17 protein-coding genes and 1 riboswitch are annotated in these 18,011 nt (G+C 66.8%); of the genes, 11 read left to right on the top strand and 6 right to left on the bottom strand.

The annotated features are described in order from the left end of the window. The first annotated feature begins 56 nt into the window (after nucleotides 1–56). Complete coding sequence (locus tag L5G33_RS18060) at nucleotides 57–3,341, top strand: error-prone DNA polymerase (protein WP_236999555.1); 3,285 nt, start codon at nucleotides 57–59, stop codon at nucleotides 3,339–3,341. Between the two features lie 24 nt (nucleotides 3,342–3,365). Here the strand turns inward: L5G33_RS18060 and L5G33_RS18055 are convergent, their stop codons facing one another. Continuing rightward, nucleotides 3,366–4,484 carry a citrate/2-methylcitrate synthase gene (locus tag L5G33_RS18055; protein ID WP_236999554.1) on the bottom strand — a complete coding sequence of 373 codons (1,119 nt, stop codon included), beginning with the start codon at nucleotides 4,482–4,484 and terminating at the stop codon, nucleotides 3,366–3,368. Between the two features lie 54 nt (nucleotides 4,485–4,538). Between L5G33_RS18055 and L5G33_RS18050 the strand changes: the two genes are divergently transcribed. Then, the gene (locus L5G33_RS18050) at nucleotides 4,539–5,621 is read left to right on the top strand and encodes a citrate synthase (protein ID WP_236999553.1); all 1,083 of its coding nucleotides are present in this window, start codon (nucleotides 4,539–4,541) and stop codon (nucleotides 5,619–5,621) included. A 59-nt stretch (nucleotides 5,622–5,680) separates the two neighbouring features. Here the strand turns inward: L5G33_RS18050 and L5G33_RS18045 are convergent, their stop codons facing one another. Beyond that, nucleotides 5,681–6,145 carry a tRNA (cytidine(34)-2'-O)-methyltransferase gene (locus L5G33_RS18045; protein ID WP_236999552.1) on the bottom strand — a complete coding sequence of 155 codons (465 nt, stop codon included), beginning with the start codon at nucleotides 6,143–6,145 and terminating at the stop codon, nucleotides 5,681–5,683. A gap of 108 nt (nucleotides 6,146–6,253) precedes the next feature. Between L5G33_RS18045 and L5G33_RS18040 the strand changes: the two genes are divergently transcribed. The 6 genes from L5G33_RS18040 to L5G33_RS18015 all read left to right on the top strand — a co-directional run bounded on the left by L5G33_RS18040 (nucleotide 6,254) and on the right by L5G33_RS18015 (nucleotide 9,613). Next, nucleotides 6,254–6,775, top strand: a complete 522-nt coding sequence (locus L5G33_RS18040; RefSeq protein WP_236999551.1) for a TetR/AcrR family transcriptional regulator — start codon at nucleotides 6,254–6,256, stop codon at nucleotides 6,773–6,775. Nucleotides 6,776–6,816: 41 nt separating this feature from the next. After that, nucleotides 6,817–7,515: an NAD(P)H-dependent oxidoreductase gene (locus L5G33_RS18035; RefSeq protein WP_236999550.1), complete on the top strand. Its 699-nt coding sequence runs from the start codon at nucleotides 6,817–6,819 to the stop codon at nucleotides 7,513–7,515. A 262-nt stretch (nucleotides 7,516–7,777) separates the two neighbouring features. Further along, on the top strand, nucleotides 7,778–7,924 hold the full coding sequence (locus L5G33_RS18030; protein WP_236999549.1) for a hypothetical protein: 147 nt from the start codon (nucleotides 7,778–7,780) through the stop codon (nucleotides 7,922–7,924). Between the two features lie 37 nt (nucleotides 7,925–7,961). Beyond that, nucleotides 7,962–8,825: a bifunctional methylenetetrahydrofolate dehydrogenase/methenyltetrahydrofolate cyclohydrolase gene (locus tag L5G33_RS18025; RefSeq protein ID WP_236999548.1), complete on the top strand. Its 864-nt coding sequence runs from the start codon at nucleotides 7,962–7,964 to the stop codon at nucleotides 8,823–8,825. Further along, nucleotides 8,825–9,139 carry a DUF3017 domain-containing protein gene (locus L5G33_RS18020; protein WP_236999547.1) on the top strand — a complete coding sequence of 105 codons (315 nt, stop codon included), beginning with the start codon at nucleotides 8,825–8,827 and terminating at the stop codon, nucleotides 9,137–9,139. Before L5G33_RS18025 ends, L5G33_RS18020 begins: the two co-directional genes overlap by 1 nt. Before the next feature lie 99 nt (nucleotides 9,140–9,238). Then, complete coding sequence (locus L5G33_RS18015; protein WP_236999546.1) at nucleotides 9,239–9,613, top strand: ester cyclase; 375 nt, start codon at nucleotides 9,239–9,241, stop codon at nucleotides 9,611–9,613. A gap of 7 nt (nucleotides 9,614–9,620) precedes the next feature. Here the strand turns inward: L5G33_RS18015 and metX are convergent, their stop codons facing one another. From metX to L5G33_RS17995, 4 genes are all read right to left on the bottom strand, one after another. After that, nucleotides 9,621–10,775, bottom strand: coding sequence for a homoserine O-acetyltransferase MetX (gene metX / locus L5G33_RS18010; RefSeq protein ID WP_236999545.1), 1,155 nt, complete (start codon nucleotides 10,773–10,775; stop codon nucleotides 9,621–9,623). A 40-nt stretch (nucleotides 10,776–10,815) separates the two neighbouring features. Continuing rightward, the gene (locus L5G33_RS18005; protein ID WP_265743139.1) at nucleotides 10,816–12,126 is read right to left on the bottom strand and encodes a bifunctional o-acetylhomoserine/o-acetylserine sulfhydrylase; all 1,311 of its coding nucleotides are present in this window, start codon (nucleotides 12,124–12,126) and stop codon (nucleotides 10,816–10,818) included. 55 nt (nucleotides 12,127–12,181) lie between these two features. Then, nucleotides 12,182–12,302: riboswitch (SAM riboswitch) on the bottom strand. A 106-nt stretch (nucleotides 12,303–12,408) separates the two neighbouring features. After that, nucleotides 12,409–12,540 (bottom strand): putative transporter small subunit, encoded by a 132-nt coding sequence (locus tag L5G33_RS18000; RefSeq protein ID WP_236999544.1) that lies wholly within the window; start codon nucleotides 12,538–12,540, stop codon nucleotides 12,409–12,411. Next, entirely contained in the window at nucleotides 12,537–14,258 is a 1,722-nt protein-coding gene (locus L5G33_RS17995; protein WP_236999543.1) for a sodium:solute symporter family protein, read from the bottom strand. Before L5G33_RS17995 ends, L5G33_RS18000 begins: the two co-directional genes overlap by 4 nt. 466 nt (nucleotides 14,259–14,724) lie before the next feature. On the opposite strand from L5G33_RS17995, the gene L5G33_RS17990 reads away from it, so the two are divergent. Genes L5G33_RS17990 through trpS form a run of 3 tightly spaced genes read left to right on the top strand, consistent with a single transcriptional unit; the run spans nucleotide 14,725 to nucleotide 17,937 of the window. Continuing rightward, complete coding sequence (locus L5G33_RS17990; protein ID WP_372476937.1) at nucleotides 14,725–15,960, top strand: MFS transporter; 1,236 nt, start codon at nucleotides 14,725–14,727, stop codon at nucleotides 15,958–15,960. Between the two features lie 34 nt (nucleotides 15,961–15,994). Beyond that, nucleotides 15,995–16,864 (top strand): exodeoxyribonuclease III, encoded by an 870-nt coding sequence (locus L5G33_RS17985; protein WP_236999542.1) that lies wholly within the window; start codon nucleotides 15,995–15,997, stop codon nucleotides 16,862–16,864. 44 nt (nucleotides 16,865–16,908) lie between these two features. After that, a complete protein-coding gene (gene trpS, locus L5G33_RS17980; RefSeq protein WP_236999541.1) occupies nucleotides 16,909–17,937 on the top strand; it encodes a tryptophan--tRNA ligase in 1,029 nt (342 codons plus the stop codon). Nucleotides 17,938–18,011: the final 74 nt, after the last annotated feature.

The raw sequence follows: 18,011 nt of genomic DNA, 5'->3' as shown, positions 1-18,011 counted from the left end.
GGCCGTTAGGGCGGCCGATCGACACAAGTATCGAACGTACGTTCTATACTTGTGGGATGGGTTGGAGTAACGGTCCGCCGACCTGGTCGGAGATGGAGAGAGTGCTGTCGGGGCGGGCCCCGGGGGCAGACGACCGGCGCGGTGAGACCTTTCCGCCCACGTTCAACGGGTCCGTTCCCGGCGACGGCGGGGACTCGCCCGCGTGGTCGCGCAAACGCGGCGAGTACGTGGCCGCCGACATCGCCCACGGGACGTCACGCGTCGCCTACGCCGAACTGCACGCGCACAGCTCGTACAGTTTCCTCGACGGCGCATCCATGCCGGAACAGATGGTCGAAGAATCCCAGCGACTCGGTTTGACGGCGCTGGCGTTGACCGACCACGACGGCTTCTACGGTGTCGTCCGATTTGCCGAAGCCGCACGCGAATTCGGCATGCCGACGGTGTTCGGCGCCGAACTGTCGCTGCAGCGCGACGCGCCGCGCGCCGGAGCCGTCGACCCGCCGGGCGATCACCTCCTGGTCCTCGCCCGCGGCGACGAAGGCTATCGACGACTGTCGCGGGTCATCGCCGACGCGCACATGACGGGCGGCGAGAAGGGGCTCCTCCGGTACGACGCTGACGCGATCACGGCCGCCGCGGCGGACGGGCACTGGCAGATCCTCACCGGCTGCCGCAAAGGCGCGGTCCGCCGAGGTCTGGCACGTGCGGGACGAGTCGGCGCGCGGGATGCGCTCGGCGATCTCGTCGACAGGTTCGGCGCGTCGAACGTCGCGGTGGAGCTGACCGCCACCGGCGTCTCCGACGACGACGAACGCAACGCGATCCTCGCCGCGCTCGCCGCCGAGATGCGATTGCCGACGGTCGCGACGACGGGCGCCCACTTCGCGGGGCCGTCGAATCGGAAGCTGGCGACCGCGGTGGCCGCTGTCCGCGCCCGTACTGACATCACGACGATCGACGGCTGGCTGCCCGGCGTCGGCGGAGCGCACCTGCGCAGCGGCGACGAGATGGCGCGTCTGCTGCCCGCGCATCTGGACGCCATCGACAACGCCGTGCAGTTGGCCTCCGACTGCACGTTTTCCCTCGGCCTGATCGCACCGAACCTGCCGCCATTCGACGTCCCCGACGGCCACACCGAAGCCACCTGGCTGCGGCATCTCACCGAGGAGGGCGCGCTGCGCAGGTATGGGACGCGCACCGAACGACCCGACGCGTACCGGCAGCTCGACCACGAGCTCGCGATCATCGAGACGCTGACGTTCCCCGGCTACTTCCTAGTGGTCCATGACATCGTCTCGTTCTGTAAGAGTCACGACATCCTGTGCCAGGGGCGGGGGAGTTCGGCCAACTCGGCCGTCTGCTTCGCGCTCGGCATCACCAACGTCGACCCGGTCGGCAACCACCTGTTGTTCGAACGCTTCCTCTCACCCGAGCGTGATGGCCCGCCCGACATCGACGTCGACATCGAATCGGATCGGCGCGAGGAGGTGATCCAGTACGTGTACTCGCGGCACGGGCGTTCGCACAGCGCCCAGGTCGCCAACGTCATCACCTATCGGGGACGGTCCGCCGTCCGCGACATGGCGCGCGCTCTCGGCTACGCGCCCGGCCAGCAGGACGCGTGGAGCAAGATTCCCGACTCGGCACCCGACGACGTCCGCGACCTCGCATCCCAGATCTCGTCCATGCCAAGACATCTCGGTATCCATTCGGGCGGCATGGTGATCTGCGACCGGCCGATCGCCGACGTGTGTCCCACGGAGTGGGCGCGGATGCCGGGCCGCAGCGTCCTGCAATGGGACAAGGACGACTGTGCCGCCGTCGGCCTCGTGAAGTTCGATCTGCTGGGCCTCGGCATGCTGTCGGCGCTGCACTACGCGATCGACCTCGTCCGTGAGCATAAGGGGATCGACGTGGATCTCGCGCGACTCGACCTCACCGAGGAGGCCGTCTACGACATGCTGTGCCGCGCCGACTCGGTCGGCGTCTTCCAGGTGGAGTCGCGCGCCCAGATGGCGACACTGCCGCGACTGAAACCGCGGAACTTCTACGATCTCGTCGTCGAAGTCGCGCTCATCAGACCGGGACCCATCCAGGGCGGATCGGTGCACCCGTACATCCGACGCCGCGACGGCAAGGAGCCGGTGACCGTCGACCACCCGTCTATGCACAAGTCGCTGGATCGGACGCTCGGCATCCCGTTGTTCCAGGAACAGATGATGCAGGTGGCGGTCGACGTCGCCGGGTTCGACGCGGCCGAAGCCGATCAGTTGCGGCGCGCGATGGGATCCAAACGGTCACCGGAACGGATGGAGCGGCTGCGCAGACGCTTCTACGACGGGATGCGACAGACTCACGGGATCGAGGGCGCGGTGGCCGACCGTATCTACGAGAAGATGGCCGCGTTCGCCAATTTCGGCTTCCCGGAGAGCCATTCGCAGAGTTTCGCGTCGATCGTCTTCTATTCGTCGTGGTTCAAGCTGCATCATCCGGCCGCGTTTTGTGCGGCGCTGCTGCGGGCCCAGCCGATGGGCTTTTACTCGCCGCAGAGCCTCGTCGCCGATGCACGACGCCACGGCGTCCGGGTGCACCGCCCGGATGTGAACGCCTCACGCTCGTACGCGTGGTTGGAGAACGACGGACTCGACGTGCGTATCGGGTTGGCTGCGGTTCGCGGCCTGTCGAGCGACGCCGCGCAACGCGTCGTCGAGGCGCGCGAGTCGGGCCCGTTCACGTCGGTCGCGGACCTGTCTCGTCGCACCGAGTTGACGCTGCCGCAGCTGGAGTCGTTGGCGACGGCGGGTGCATTCGAATGCTTCGGCCTGGACCGTCGCGCCGCACTGTGGGAGGCCGGTGCCGCGGCGGGGCTGCGCGACGACCAACTCGAGGTGACCTCACCCCGCGAGGCCCCGACGCTGCCCGGCATGTCGGAGGTGGAATTGACTGCGGTGGACGCGATCTCGACAGGAATCTCGCCGCGCGCCTACCCGACCCAATACTTGCGCCCCCGGTTGGATGCGATGGGGGTGACGCGGGCCGACGGGCTGCTCGCGGTGCCCGACGGCACGCGGGTGCTCGTCGGGGGAGCGGTGACCCACCGGCAACGGCCGGCCACCGCGTCCGGCGTGACCTTCGTGAACCTCGAAGACGAGACCGGCATGGTCAACGTCGTCTGCTCGGTCGGCCTCTGGTCGCGCTACCGGACGCTCGCTCAGACCGCGTCCGCCTTGCTGATCCGCGGCAAGGTGCAGAACGCGGAGGGTGCGGTGACCGTCGTCGCCGACCGGTTGAGCAAGCTCGATCTAAAGGTCGGGACCAAGTCACGGGACTGGTGTTGATCGCGCGGAGTCGGGATCTCGCCGTCAGCGACGCGGTTCGGGGCCGACGTAGCGGGCGATCGGGCGGATGATCTTGCCTTCGGCAGCCTGCTCCAGGATGTTGGCCGTCCATCCGACGACGCGCGCTGTAGCGAATGTCGGCGTGAACATCTCGGGTGGAAGACCTACCTCGTGCATCAGCACCCCCGCATAGAATTCGACGTTCGCGTATAGCCGTCGTCCCGGCTTCAATTCGTTGATCGCGGCTTCGATCTCAGCTTCGACAGCCGTCGCCTGCCGGACCAGTGGAGAGTCGTAGCGCTGCAGCACAACAGATTTGAGGAGTTCGGCGCGCGGATCACGGGTCCGGTAGACGGCGTGCCCGAAGCCCATGATGACTTCGCCGTGTTCGATCCGATTGCGCACCCAGTCGCGAGTGTTCGACGGGTCGCCGATCTCGTCGAGAGCGGCGAGTGCCCGACTGGGGGCTCCGCCGTGCAGCGGGCCGAGGAACGCTCCGAGCGCGCCGAGCACTGACGACGTCATATCCGACCCGGTGGATGCGACCACCCGGCCGGCGAACGTCGACGCGTTAAATCCGTGGTCGATCGTGGTGACCAGGTATGTGCGCAGGGAGTCCGCCGACTCGGCATCTATCGAACCCGTCGACATCCGCAGATAGTCGGCGACGTGATCTGCATCAGGATCGACGTCGAGAACTTCGAGTCCGCGCGAGATTCGGTGGGCCGCAGCGAGAACCGTCGGAACGACGGACGCCGCGCGTAGAGCGGCGTCGACACGTTCGGTCTCGTCCATGTCGAAGAGCGGCCGGTCGCCGACGCCGAGCGCGGCGAGCGCGACACGCAGTGCGGCGAGCGGTTCGACGTCGCCTGTCACCACCGTGCGTAGCAGGTCGACGGTGGCGCCGTCGACCACACGGAGCGCACCGACACGGCGAGCGAACTCGGCTGACTGCGCCGGTGAGGGGAGCGCCCCGAACACCATCAGATGCCAGACGTCGGTAAAGGTCGCCGACCGCGCCAACTCGGTCGCATCGTATTCGCGGTAGTGGAAGAAGCCCTCCTCCCCTCGGACGTCGCCGATCTCAGTGTCGGTGACGATGACGTTCTTCAGGCCGCGGGGAACGCTGATCGGTGTGCTCATCGCTCGATCATCGCGCTATTGATCAATGTCTGCAATGTTGATTGAATCAACCGGGTGGACCAGTGGATCACCACGTCGGAGGCTGCGGCGCGGCTCGGCGTCAAACGCGGCACGCTCTACTCGTACGTGAGTCGGGGAGTGTTGGTGTCGCGGCGGCAGCCCGGCCAGTCCGAGTCGCTATTCGACCGCACACAGATCGATTCGCTGGCGGCCGCCAAGCATGACGGTCGCCGTGCGGGCGATCGTCTGCTCCGTTTCCGGGCGGTCGCGACGCGAGTGTCCTCTATCCGCGACGACCGTCTCTACCTGCGGGGACGCGACGTCGCCGAGGTGTGCGCGGCGATGGATTTCGCGGCGGCCGCCCGTTTCGTGCTTGCCGTCGACGGGCCGCGCCAGGTGGCGACCGTCGACGACGCGGTGATCGCCGCGGTCGACGTGGAACGCCGCATTCCGCTCGCCGTCGCGTTGATCGCCGCACACGATCCGCTGCGCGTCGATCGGACAGACGCGTCGGCGCGTGTTCTCGGACTCCTCCCGGCCCTGACGCGGGCCGTGCCCGAGATCGACTGGGCGCACCCGTGGGTGGACTTGCTGGCGACGACGTTGATCGACAACGGGCTCGCCGCGTCGACGACGGCGGCGAGGGTCGCGGCGTCCGCGCGGGCCGGGGTGTTCGACGCGTTGCTCGCCGGATACGCGGCGCTGTCTGGACCGCTGCACGGTGGTGCGCCAGCCGCGGCGTACGACATGGTGGATGCGGTCGTCGCAGGCACTCCCGTCGAGCGTGCGCTCGCCGACGCGGTGATCGACGGTCGCCTACCTGGCTTCGGACATGTCGTCTACGGCGGCCCGGATCCGCGTGCGCGGATCGTCTTCGATCGCATCCGCCACGACATGCCCGATTCGCCTGCGCTCGCCGCGGCAGACCAGCTCACCGCGCGCACGGGACGTCCGGTGAACGTCGACCTCGCCAGCGCCGTGGTTGCCCGCGAACTCGAGCTCGGGCCACGAGCAGGCGAAGTCCTGTTCCAGTACGGCAGGACCGTCGGGATGGCTGCGCACGTCGTGGAGGAGTACGGCGAAGCCCCGCTGCGGTGGCGGGGCAGCCCCAACGGAGCTGATCGGGCGACGTCATAGTCGGTCGCATGCCGGACCAGTTCTTCGAACGCCACCTGCGATAGCCACGTGGACGTTCGTTACACCGCGCCGTTGAACCCGTGCTGCCGCCACGCCTCGTACAGTGCGACGCTGGTCGCGTTGGCGAGATTCATCGATCGACGGTCTGGCAGCATCGGGATCCGGATCTGGTCGGTGATGAGTGGATCGCTGAGGACCTCGTCGGGCAGACCGGTCGGTTCGGGGCCGAACAGCAGGATGTCACCCGCCCGGTACTCGACGTCGGTGTGGAAGCGCGTCGCGTGCGAACTGAACGCGAACACACGCTCGGGTTGTAGCCGCTCCCAGGCAGTCGACAGGTCCGGGTGGACCGTCACGTTCGCCATCTCGTGATAATCGAGACCTGCGCGCTTGACCTGCGTATCCGTCATCGTGAAGCCGAGCGGCTCGATCAGGTGGAGCTCGCACCCGGTGTTCGCCGCGATCCGGATCGCATTACCGGTATTGGGCGGGATGCAGGGCTGGTAATACATGATCCGGAACACGGGGAGATTCTATGCGCGCACCCGGCGCGCCTCGTCATCGGCCGGACGCGGCAGTCTGGCCGCGCGGTCATCTCGGACTGTGTAAAACGATCGTGCTACCTTGTGGGTGTGGCACCAACTCGCGAACGTATCCTCACCGCAGTCGAGCCCGTCTTCGATCGGCACGGCTTCGCAGGCGTCGGCGTCGACCGGCTGACCGCGGCCGCCGGCGTCTCGTCGCGGACCCTGTACAAGCATCTAGGCAGCAAGACGGGCCTCGTCGCCGCAGTTCTCGGCGCCCGCGGCGAGCGTTTCGCCCGAGCCTTCGATGTCCTGACGGTGGACGAGCTCTTCAACGCACTGGCGACCTGGGTGCGGACCGAGGGGTCGCACGGATGTCTGTTTCTACGGGCGATGGGGGAGGATGGCGGGTCCGTCCCGGAGATCTCGGCCGCCGTCGCCGAGTACCGCGAACTGCTGTACTCCGTGGTCACACGAGTCGTGGAGTACGAGACCGAGGCCGCGGACGAACTACTTGTTGAGCAATTGCTCGTGCTGTTCGAGGGTGCGACGTCGACAGCCTCGTACCGCGGGCCGCGCGCCGTCGAATCTGCCCGGACCGCAGCGCAGCGACTCGTCGTCACGCGCTGAACCACCACCGATGTGAAACGGAGGCCGCACACGTGCACCTGATGACCGTATTCTCGCACCCGTTCACCGACCACTATCCGGCCGCAGTGATGGACGCCTTCCACGAGCCGTTTCGGCGCGGAGGGCACACCGTCGATGTGCTCGACCTGCACCAGGAAGGCTTCGATCCGCGTTTCACCGAGGCCGACCATGCGCACTTCTGGGGCGGGCCGGCACCGGACGGCATCACTGAGATGCACCAGCGGGTCGAAGCCGCAGATCGGCTGGCGTTCGTCTACCCGGTCTACTGGTGGGGGATGCCTGCCACGATGAAGGGCTGGATCGAACGCGTCTTCACCGGCGGCTGGGCCTACCAGTACGGCAGCGGAGTCGACGACCGTGGAAAGCAGCCGCTCAATGCGCTGCTGCCGAGCATCCCGACCGTGCTCATCGGCATCGGCGGCTCGAAGAAGCGCACGTACGACAAGTACGGCTACGACGAGGCGATGCGCACTCAGATCGACGTCGGCATCTTCGCCTACTGCGGCATCGATGACGTTGCGAGCCATCTCATCTACGACGTCGAAGGCGACCACAACGCACCTCACCGTGACGCAGGACTGCGGCAGGCCCGCGGCATCGCCACCGACTTCCTCGCGCCCGGTCGCCGAGCACGAACGGCGAAAGCTGATCATCTGGCGGCGCGAGCCTCGCTCTCGCCTGTAACCCTTGACATCGGCCGAACTTCCGTGCGAGACTGATATGTTCGCAGCGAACAGCGTCGACCATCTCACGGTCCGCGAGCACTGCTGCGAATCTCCTGAGGACCTCTGGGTCTAGGATCGCGCGCCGGAAGGCGCAGGCGAACCGCGAGAACCTCATTGATGTCTCGACTCCGCTCGATAGCGGAGATGCTCCGCACGACGCGGAGATACGGGCCGACTTTCGGAGCCCAAGACCCACACTTGCACAGCAGTGACGCTTTGTGTCGCTGCCACTTACTCATGCCGAGGAGGCATACCCATGTATACGACGAACGCAATCAACAACGACACGACCGACCTCGATCCGCGCCAGACCGTCTGGTTTCAGATCGACGATGCGACCGGCTTCTACGTGACCGTCGAGGAGTTCCTCGCCGTCGCGCGATCGCAGACCGTAGCCGCCTGATCGGAAGTTTCGCCGCGGCGTGGAACAATGGAACACCGTGACGGCGATTCGACTGGACGGCAAACTCACCCGAGACGAGATCTTCACTGATCTCAAGGCACGCGTGGACGTGCTTCGCGCGGCAGGCATCACCCCCGGACTGGGGACGGTGCTGGTCGGCGACGACCCGGGCTCGCAGAGCTACGTGAAGGGCAAGCACTCCGACTGCGCGAAGGTCGGCATCGCATCGATCCGCAAGGACCTGCCCGCCGACATCACGCAGGAGCAACTCGACGCGACGATCGACGAGCTGAACGCAGATCCGAGCTGCACCGGCTACATCGTCCAGCTGCCGCTCCCGAAGCACCTCGACGAGAACGCGGCGCTCGAACGGATCGCACCCGAGAAGGATGCGGACGGTCTGCACCCGATCAACCTCGGACGGCTCGTCCTCGGCAAGGAGTCGACCCTCCCGTGCACTCCGCGGGGCGTCATCCACCTCCTTCGCCGCTACGACATCCCGCTCAACGGCGCTCACGTGACCGTCGTCGGACGCGGAGTCACCATCGGCCGCCCCATCGGCCTACTCCTGACCCGTCGTAGCGAGAACGCGACCGTCACCCTGTGCCACACCGGTACTCGTGACCTCGCCGCCGAAATCCGCCGCGCCGACATCGTCGTCGCGGCGGCAGGCGTCGCACACCTCATCACCGCCGACATGGTCAAGCCCGGCGCGGCCGTCGTCGACGTGGGCGTGTCCCGCACCGACGACGGACTCAAAGGCGACGTCGCCCCCGACGTGTGGGACGTCGCAGGCGCCGTCTCGCCCAACCCCGGGGGAGTCGGGCCGTTGACACGGGCCTTCCTGCTCGCGAACGTCGTCGAACGGGCCGAGCAACAACTGGCGGCCGCGGGCTCCTGATGACCGACGACCGCGTCGACGAACTCCGGCGAGCACGACGGATCCACGGCTACATCGTGAACATCCCGTTCTACGTGGTGCTCGCGCTCGTCGCCGTGGCAGCGCTCCTGGTGCTCGTCGACCGGTGGCGCCGCGGCGCATTCGTGTTCGGCGCGGCACTCCTCGTCGCCGCGACCATCCGCGCACTCCTGCCGACTACGCGCGTGGGACTGTTGCAGGTCCGCAGCCGGCCGTTCGACGTTGCGACCATGGCAGTACTCGGCGCCTCCGTCCTGTGGCTCGCGACATCGATCGACTCGTTGGGCACTTCCTGAGCGCCATCGGCGAACCGCGCACAACCTTGGCACTCGAACCGCTCCCACGCGACACTTCGAGTGCCAACGTTCTTCAGTGCCCGTGTGACACGGTGGAGTATGCGCGAAACCACCGACACGGATCTGTACCGCCGTTGGATTGACGACCTGTGGAACGGCCCCAAAGACCGCACGAAGCTCGCCGAGATCGCCGAGGAGTTCGTCGATGAGGACTTCGTCGGACATTGGCCGACGACCGACGTGGTGGGCCCCGGTAAGCTCGCGGCCCTCATCGCGGCCGTGAAGGCGACACATAAGGGGCTCGAGTACTCGCTCGAAGTGGAGCCGTTTGGCGGCGACGGCTACGTCGCGGCCCGCTGGATCAGCCACGGAACCGTCGGCGCAGGGGAGAACGTGTACACGTCCGGCAACGACATCCTGCGCATCGCGGACGGGCGCCTCGTCGAATGCTGGGTGGCCTCGCCGGGAGTGTGAGGGCGCGCTATTGCCGCTGAGTGCGGGCCAGCACGAGCGTCTCGCGCAGCAGTTCGCCGATCGGTTCCTTCGCGGTGAGGAACCCGTCGTGTCCGGCGTCGGACGAGATGACGCGGAGACCGCCGACCGTGCCGCCGAGTTCGTCGGCGATCTGCTGCTGCTGATAGATCGGGTACAGCCGGTCGGAGTCGATGCCGCCGACGATCGCCGGGACGCCGCACCCGTTCAACGCGGCTTTCCAACCGCCGCGGCCGCGACCGACATCGTGGTTGCTCAACACCTTCGACAACGCGACATAGCTGCCCGGATCGAAGCGGGTCTTCAACTTCTCCGACTGGTAGTCGAGATAGCTGGCGATCGCATACCGACCGCCGGTCAACGGATCTTCGTCGCCCTGCGCGCTGTTCTCGAAGCGCTCGTCCAACTCGCGGCCGCTCCGGTACGACAGGTGTGCGATCCGGCGGGCGACACCCATCCCCGCCATCGGTGCCCGCGACGTCCCGTAATAGTCGCCGCCCTGCCAGTCGACGTCGTTCTCGATCGCCGCGATCTGGGTGACCTGAGTGCCGATCTGGTCGCCCGACGCATGCGCGCCGACCGCCAGGATCAACGCGGCGTCGACCCTGTCCGGGTGGGTGACGATCCACTCCAGCGCGCGCGCACCGCCCATCGATCCGCCCGCGACCGCGGCGAACCGGGTGATGCCGACCTGTTCGAACGCGATCTGCTCGGAACGGACCAGATCGCGCACGGTCAGGATCGGAAACCGCGAACCCCACGGTTTGCCATCCGGCGCAACCGATCCCGGACCGGTCGATCCGTAGCAGCCGCCGATCGCGTTCGGTGCGACGACGCACCACTCATCGGTGTCGACGGCGCCGTCGGGACCCACCAGACCGTCCCACCAGCCGGTCATCGAGAACCGTTCGTCGGCGGGGCCGGTGACGTGGGAGTTGCCGGTCAACGCGTGCAGCGCGAGCACGATGTTGTCGCGCGCCGCGTTCGGGCGGCCCCACTTCTGGAAGGTGACCGTGACGTCGGCGATGCTCGCCCCCGAATCGAGGTCGAGATCGCCGATGCGCACGGCGACGTGCGTCCCGTCCGGGGCGTCAGCCCAGTCCGGGCCGAACGTCGTAGCGGCCAAATCGGCGCTCACCGACACCCGACGACCCCGCCGTCCACGCCTGCGCCGTGTGCGAGCTTCACTTGGCGGCCTTGAAACCTTCGCCCAGGTCGGCCAAGATGTCGTCGATTCCCTCGATGCCGACGGCCAGACGCACCAGGCCCGGGGTGACGCCCGCGGCGAGCAGCTCGTCCTCGGACAGCTGGCTGTGCGTCGTCGACGCCGGGTGGATGACCAGCGAGCGGACGTCGCCGATGTTCGCGACGTGGCTGTGCAAGGTCAGCGCATTGACGAATTTCTTGCCGGCTTCAACACCGCCGTCGATCTCGAATGCGATGATCGCGCCCTGCCCCTTGGGCAGCAGTTCCTGGCCGCGCTGGTAGTACGGCGACGACGGGAGTCCCGCGTACGAGACCGAGGTGACCTGGTCGTGTCCCTCGAGGAACGCGGCGACCTTCTGCGCGTTGGCGACGTGGCGCTCCACGCGCAGGCTCAACGTCTCGATGCCCTGCGCCAGCAGGAACGCGTTGAACGGGGAGATCGCGGCGCCCGTGTCGCGCAGCAGTTGGGTGCGGGCCTTCAGTGCGTATGCCGGGGCGCCAAGGTCGGCGAAGACGACGCCGTTGTAGCTCGGGTCCGGCGTCGTGAAGCCGGGGAACAGGTCCTGGCCGTCGCGCTGCGCGCGCCAGTCGAACGTGCCGCCGTCGACCAGGACGCCACCGATCGAGTTTCCGTGTCCGCCAAGATATTTAGTGGCCGAGTGGACGACGACGTCGGCGCCGTGCTTGAGCGGGTTCAACAGGTACGGGGTGGCGACGGTGTTGTCGACGATCAGCGGGATGCCCGCGTCGTGAGCGACCTTCGCGACGCCCGCGGTGTCGAGGATCTGGTTGTGCGGGTTCGAGATCGTCTCGGCGAACACGGCGCGCGTGTTCGACTTGATCGCGGACTTCCACGACTCGAGGTCGTCGGGATCCTCCACGAACGACACCTCGATGCCGAACTTCGGCAGCGTGTAGTGGAACAGGTTGAACGTGCCGCCGTAGATACGCGGGCTGGACACGACGTGTCCGCCGTTCTCGACGATGTTCTGGATCGCGTAGGTGGTCGCGGCCATGCCGGAGGCCACGAGCAGTGCGGCGACGCCGCCCTCAAGGGCGGCCACGCGCTGCTCGACAGCGTCCTGCGTCGGGTTCATGATGCGCGTGTAGATGTTGCCCGGCTCGGCGAGTGCGAACAGGTTCGCAGCGTGCTCGGTGTTGTCGAACACGTACGACGTGGTCTGGTAGATCGGCAGGGCGCGAGCGTTGGTGGTTGTGTCGGCCACCTGCCCGGCATGAACCTGGGCGGTCTCGAAGCTCCAGTTCGCGGCGTCAGACATAGACGTCATCACTCTCTCTGTGGTCGGCGGGGCCGAAGCCCGCACTTGGAGGGTCCGACCTTCGGACCCGCGCTTGCGGCGACGAAGCTGCGCCCCGTTGCCGCCAGGTCATCACCCGGAGCACCCCACCGCGGTTGGAGGGTTGCCGGTCAGCAAGCCGGGGCTCTTCGCTGACACTCATGACCTGTCGAGAACAATATCTCACCGGCGCGGGCCCGCGGGAACGCCTCGAGCATCCTGAACTTAAACCCTTTCGCTACGGCAGTGCCGCGTGTTAGAGGGTTGGTGCGGTCAGACGATGGGGCGCCCCTCCTTGCGGGCCTGACGCCATTCCTTGAAGAAGGCCCGCACGATCACGCTCAGGGTGGTCAACGTGACGAGCGGCCACACCAGCACGTAGATGGTCATCCAGAATCCGGTCATTTGCCGTCGTCCTCTCGGGTGGTGGTCACAGGCGGAATCTCCGCTTCGAGGTCGTGCAGTTCGGCGTCGAGGTCGGGTTCGGCCTCACGTTCGTCGAAGTCGCCGGTGCGTACGGCGATGGTGGCGAAGTCGAAGCGCGGGCCGGTGTTGAGCATGGTCAGGCCGACGCACACCATGGTGCTGACCGCGTACGCCACCAGCGATCCGGACAGAACCGCGTACTGGTGCAGGAAGCCGATCGCGAACGGCGCCGCGACCACGGTCGAGACGACGCCGATCACGAGCGCAGGCTTCTTACCGAAGAAGCCGAACGCCATGAGTCCGAGCACCACGCCGATGCCGATGGTCGACAGGACGTCGAAGAAGATGCCGACGCCGCCGTCCATCGAAATCCACGAGAAGCGGACCGGGAGGAAGAAGGCGAGAGCCACGACCACCGCGACGCTGAACGACATGTTGGTGACGCGGTTCCAGTAGAACGACGAGATCACCGGGAACACGAGGGCTCCCCACAGCGCGCCGACGAAGACGAGCAGATCGAGGATGTTCAGGTTGGCGCCGGCGAACACGAGGGCGGCGCAGGTCGCGACGACCATTGTGATGCGGCCGATGAGGACCATGGTCGCGGGGTTCGCCCGCTTCTTGCCCGCGATGTTCTGTCCGTAGATGTCGGCCATCACGATGGACGCGAGCGCGGTCATGTCGGCGTCCGCCGTCGACGCGAGCGAGCCGATGATCATGATGAAGAACAGGCACAGCAGTACGGCGGGCAGATAGGTGGCGGCCATCTGCGGAATCAGGTTGTTGACGTCGCCGTCCATCGGCTCGACACCCGCGTACAGGGCGAGGACGCCGAGCATGCCGATGCCGATGATCGCCGACCCGTAACCGAAGGTCGCGGTGACGAACGTCTTCTTGATCAAATCCTCGCGGACGGCGAACAGGCGCTGAGCGATCGTCTGGTTGCCGATCGCGTACGCGAGGACGGCGGCGATGTACGGCGCGCCCTGGTTGTAGAAGGCGTCCGACGAGAAGAAGTTGCTCTGCGACTCGGTGAGGTTCACCGAGCCCGTGGTGAACAGGTCGGGTCCGCCCGCAGCGAAGAACACCACCGGGATGATGATGACGACCGCGCCGAGCATGAACACGACCTGCACGAAGTCGGTGAGCACCGAGGCGCGGAAGCCGGACCAGAGCGTGTACAGCAGGACGCCGCCGCCGATCGCGATGATGCCCTGCGTGAACGAGAACGGCGAGAGCATGGCGACGAGTGCGCCGCCCGCGATCAGGTTGGAGGTCAAACTGATCAGGCTGCCGAGGATGTTCGATCCGGCGAGCAGGAGCTGGCTCGATCGTCCGTGCCGAGCGAACATCACTTCGGCGATGGTGTGCGCGTTCGGTGCGACCTTTCGGATGCGGCGCCCGAACGGGTAGATGAGGAGGATCATCAGCGCGCCCCACAACCCGTAATGGATGGGTCCGGAGATGCCGTAGGTGTAGCCGGACGTCGCCGAGGCGTACATCGACGACGCCCAGATCCAGGTGGCGGTCATCGATGCGGCCGAGATACCGAAGCCGATCTTGCCGCCGCCGGTCATGTAGCCGTCGGCGTTCTCCTTGCGCTTGCTGATCCGCAGCGCGATGTAGAGGCTCGTCCCGAAGAACGCCACATAGAGCAGGATGACGATCGGGCCGGAGAGGGTTGTCATGTCGGTCATGGGTGAATCACTTTCACGTCGGGCGACGCTGACGCGTCGCGACCAGGCGGTCGGTCGGGATTCGTCCCACGTCAGATGTCCGGCGGCTCCGCGGGGCCGGGCGCAGCGGCTCGTGCGGCGACGGGAGCCCAAGGCATGATGGTGCGAAACATGACTGGGAGGCCGGTGACGCTGCAAGCCGTCGGCAACTGATTCCCCTTCTCTCGGGTGGTGTCACGTGGTGACATAGGCATTGGTCCTTGTACCCAACCTGCGCCGGACAAGCCAATTCATCCGGTTGGGGGACAACGCGAGAAAAGCGCGTCCTCACAGGTGGGCCGTGGTTCCGGTGAGGATTGTTCGAGTGTCGCAACTCACACAAGGTGCGACGTGGAGCGCGCCGCGGACGGCCGGTGACTGACATCACCGACGCGGCCGGGATGGACTGTCCGGGCGCACACGTTATGGCACTGTGCGTGAATCAGCTGTGAGCCTCGAAACGACCGACGTCAGGCCCGACCGAACCGTCGAACCGGCCAAGCCCCCGGTGCCTCTCGCGGTCGTCATCATCGTCCTCGCGCTCGGTGGCTTCGGTATCGGCACCACCGAATTCGTCGCCATGGGATTGCTGCCGAACATCGCGGACGACCTCGGGATCGACGAGCCGACGGCCGGGCACTTGATCTCCGCCTACGCGATCGGCGTCGTCATCGGTGCGCCCGTGATCGCGGTCGCCGCGGCGCGCATGTCCCGTCGGACGCTGCTCATCTCGCTGATGGTGGCGTTCACTGTCGGCAACGCGCTCAGCCTGGTGGCGCAGTCGTACGGGATGCTGATGGTCGCGCGAGTGATCGCCGGACTCCCGCACGGTGCGTACTTTGGTGTCGCCGCACTGGTCGCGGCACACCTGGCGGGGCCGGGACGGCGCGCGCAGGCGGTCGGCCAGGTGATGCTGGGACTGTCGGTCGCCAACGTCCTCGGCGTGCCCGCAGCCACCTGGCTCGGCCAGCACTTCGGGTGGCGCAGCGCCGTTGCGATGGTCGTCGTGATCGGTGTCGTCACCGTCGCCGCGCTCTGGAAAGTGGTGCCGAGCCTGAGTGACATGGTGACCACCGATCCACGGACGGAACTCGCCGGTCTCAAGAGTCGACAGATCTGGTTGACGCTGGTCGTCGGCATGGTCGGATTCGGTGGCTTCTTCGCGTTCTACACCTATCTCAACACGGCGCTCACCTCGCTCGGCGGACTCGCCGAGTGGACCGTCCCGATCGCGCTCGCTCTGTTCGGTCTCGGCATGGTGACCGGCAACATCGTCGGCGGTGCCCTCGCTGACCGTTTCGGCGACCGTGCCATCGCGATCGGCATGATCGGCGCTGCGCTCGCACTCGGACTGTTCGCGCTCGTCGTCACCACCGGCTGGCCCGCGCTCATCGTCGCCTTCCTCGTCGGCTCGGCGGGATCGACGGCCATCCCCGGACTGCAGACCCGGTTGATGGATGTCGCGCAGGAGGCGCAGACCATCGCCGCGGCGCTCAACCATTCGGCGCTCAACGTCGCGAACGCTCTCGGCGCGTGGGTCGGCGGTGTCGTCATCGCGGCGGGGTACGGCTACCGTGCGCCCTCGCTCGTCGGCGCACTGTTCGCGCTCGGTGGCGCCGTCGTGCTCGCGGTGGCCGTCCTTATCAAACGGCGCGAGGACGCTGCTGTCGTATCGACCGGCTAGGTGTACTCGGTCAAGACAACTAGGGTCGGTCACCGTGACTGATTCTCCCGTGTCTGATTCTTCTGGCGGCTCGTTCGCCATCACCACCGTCAACGTCAACGGCATCCGCGCCGCGGTGAAGACCCGCAACGAGAACAACCACGGAATGCTGCCGTGGCTGTCCGCGCATTCCACGGACGTGGTGCTGTTGCAGGAGGTCCGGGCCTCCGAAGCGCTCACCCGCAAGGCTCTTGCTCCGGCGCTGGACGACGGCTGGCATCTGGTGATGACCGAGTCGGCCGTCAAAGGTCGTTCGGGTGTCGGCATCCTCTCGCGCACCGAGCCGGCCGCGGTCCGGATCGGTTTCGGCAGCGACGAATTCGACCCCCTCGGCCGCTACGTGGAAGCAGACTTCGATCTCGGTGGCGCCACGGTCACCGCGGCGAGTCTCTACCTGCCGTCGGGCGCAGCGCTCACCGACGACCCGAAGGACGTCGAGAAGTATGAGGAGAAGAATCGATTCCTCGACGAGTTCGGGCCGTACCTCGACCGACTGCTGACGAGCGGCCGGCAGGTCGTCGTCGCGGGCGACTGGAACATCGCGCACACCGAGCGCGACATCAAGAACTGGAAGGGCAACCGCAAGAACTCCGGTTTCCTGCCGCACGAACGTGAGTGGGTCGGCGCCCGCATCGACTCCGGGTGGGTCGACGTCGCACGCCGCCACCACGGCGACGTCGACGGTCCGTACGCGTGGTGGTCGTGGCGTGGCAAGGCGTTCGACAACGATTCGGGCTGGCGGATCGACTACCACCTGGCGACGCCGACGCTCGCTGACCGGCTCACCCGCACCTGGGTGGATCGCCCCGACGCGTACGACCGCCGCTGGTCCGACCACGCCCCGGTCACCGCCGAGTTCGCGTGACGCCGGGCGAAAACCCGGTTGAGCCGATCTGAAAGAATCGGTGCATGACCTCTCCCGCACAGCCCACCCCGTGTCGCCGCGTCCTGTCCGGCATCCAGCCGACGAGCGATTCGTTCCACCTCGGCAACTACCTGGGCGCGGTCAAGCAGTGGGTGGAGTTGCAGGAGGACTTCGACGCGTTCTACTTCATCCCCGACATGCACGCGATCACCGTGCCGTTCGAGCCGAAGCAGTTGCGGGAGCGGACGCGCCGCAGCATCGCGCAGTTGTTGGCAGTCGGCGTCGACCCCGATCGGGCGACGATCTACGCGCAGTCTCAGGTCCCCGAGATCGCGCAGCTGACCTGGGTGCTCACCTGCATCACCGGCTTTGGCGAAGCGAGCCGGATGACCCAGTTCAAAGACAAGGCTGCCAAGGCCGGGCAGGACGCCGCGGGTGTCGGACTGTTCACCTATCCGGTCCTGATGGCCGCGGACATCCTCGCGTTCCAGGTGGACGCGGTGCCGGTCGGCGAGGACCAGCGCCAGCACCTCGAACTGACACGCGACCTCGCGGAGCGGTTCAACAAGCGCTTCGGTAAGGCGTTGACGGTCCCTAAACCGCACATCGTGCAGGAGTTCGCGAAGATCTACGACCTGCAGAATCCGACCGCGAAGATGAGCAAATCGGCAGAGAGCGACTCGGGGCTGATCAATCTGCTCGACGACCCGAAGCGGTCGGCCAAGAAGATCCGGTCGGCCGTCACCGACAACGATCGAGTCATCGCGTTCGACCGTGAGAACAAGCCCGGCGTGTCGAACCTGCTGACCATCCAAGCAGCACTGACCGGTCGCGGCGTCGACGAGATCGTCCGAACCTACGAAGGCAAGGGCTACGGTGACCTGAAGGTCGAGACGGCGGAGATCCTCACTGACTTCGTGTCGCCGTTGCGCGGCAAGGTCGATGAGATCCTCGCCGACACGGCCTACCTGGACACGATCATGGCCGACGGCGCCGCCCGCGCCCGCGAGATCGCGGCGACGACGCTCGCCGACGTCTACGACAAGGTAGGGTTCGTCGCGCCGAAGGGGTGATCCGCGGGGGCGGCCCGTGTGAGGATGTGCCCATGTGACGATATGCACATCTGACGATGTGATGGCCCGGCACA

Origin of the sequence: Gordonia liuliyuniae (genome assembly GCF_021738805.1) — a bacterium.
In the GTDB taxonomy this organism is placed as follows: domain Bacteria; phylum Actinomycetota; class Actinomycetes; order Mycobacteriales; family Mycobacteriaceae; genus Gordonia; species Gordonia liuliyuniae.
This window is presented reverse-complemented; position numbering and strand designations above follow the sequence as displayed.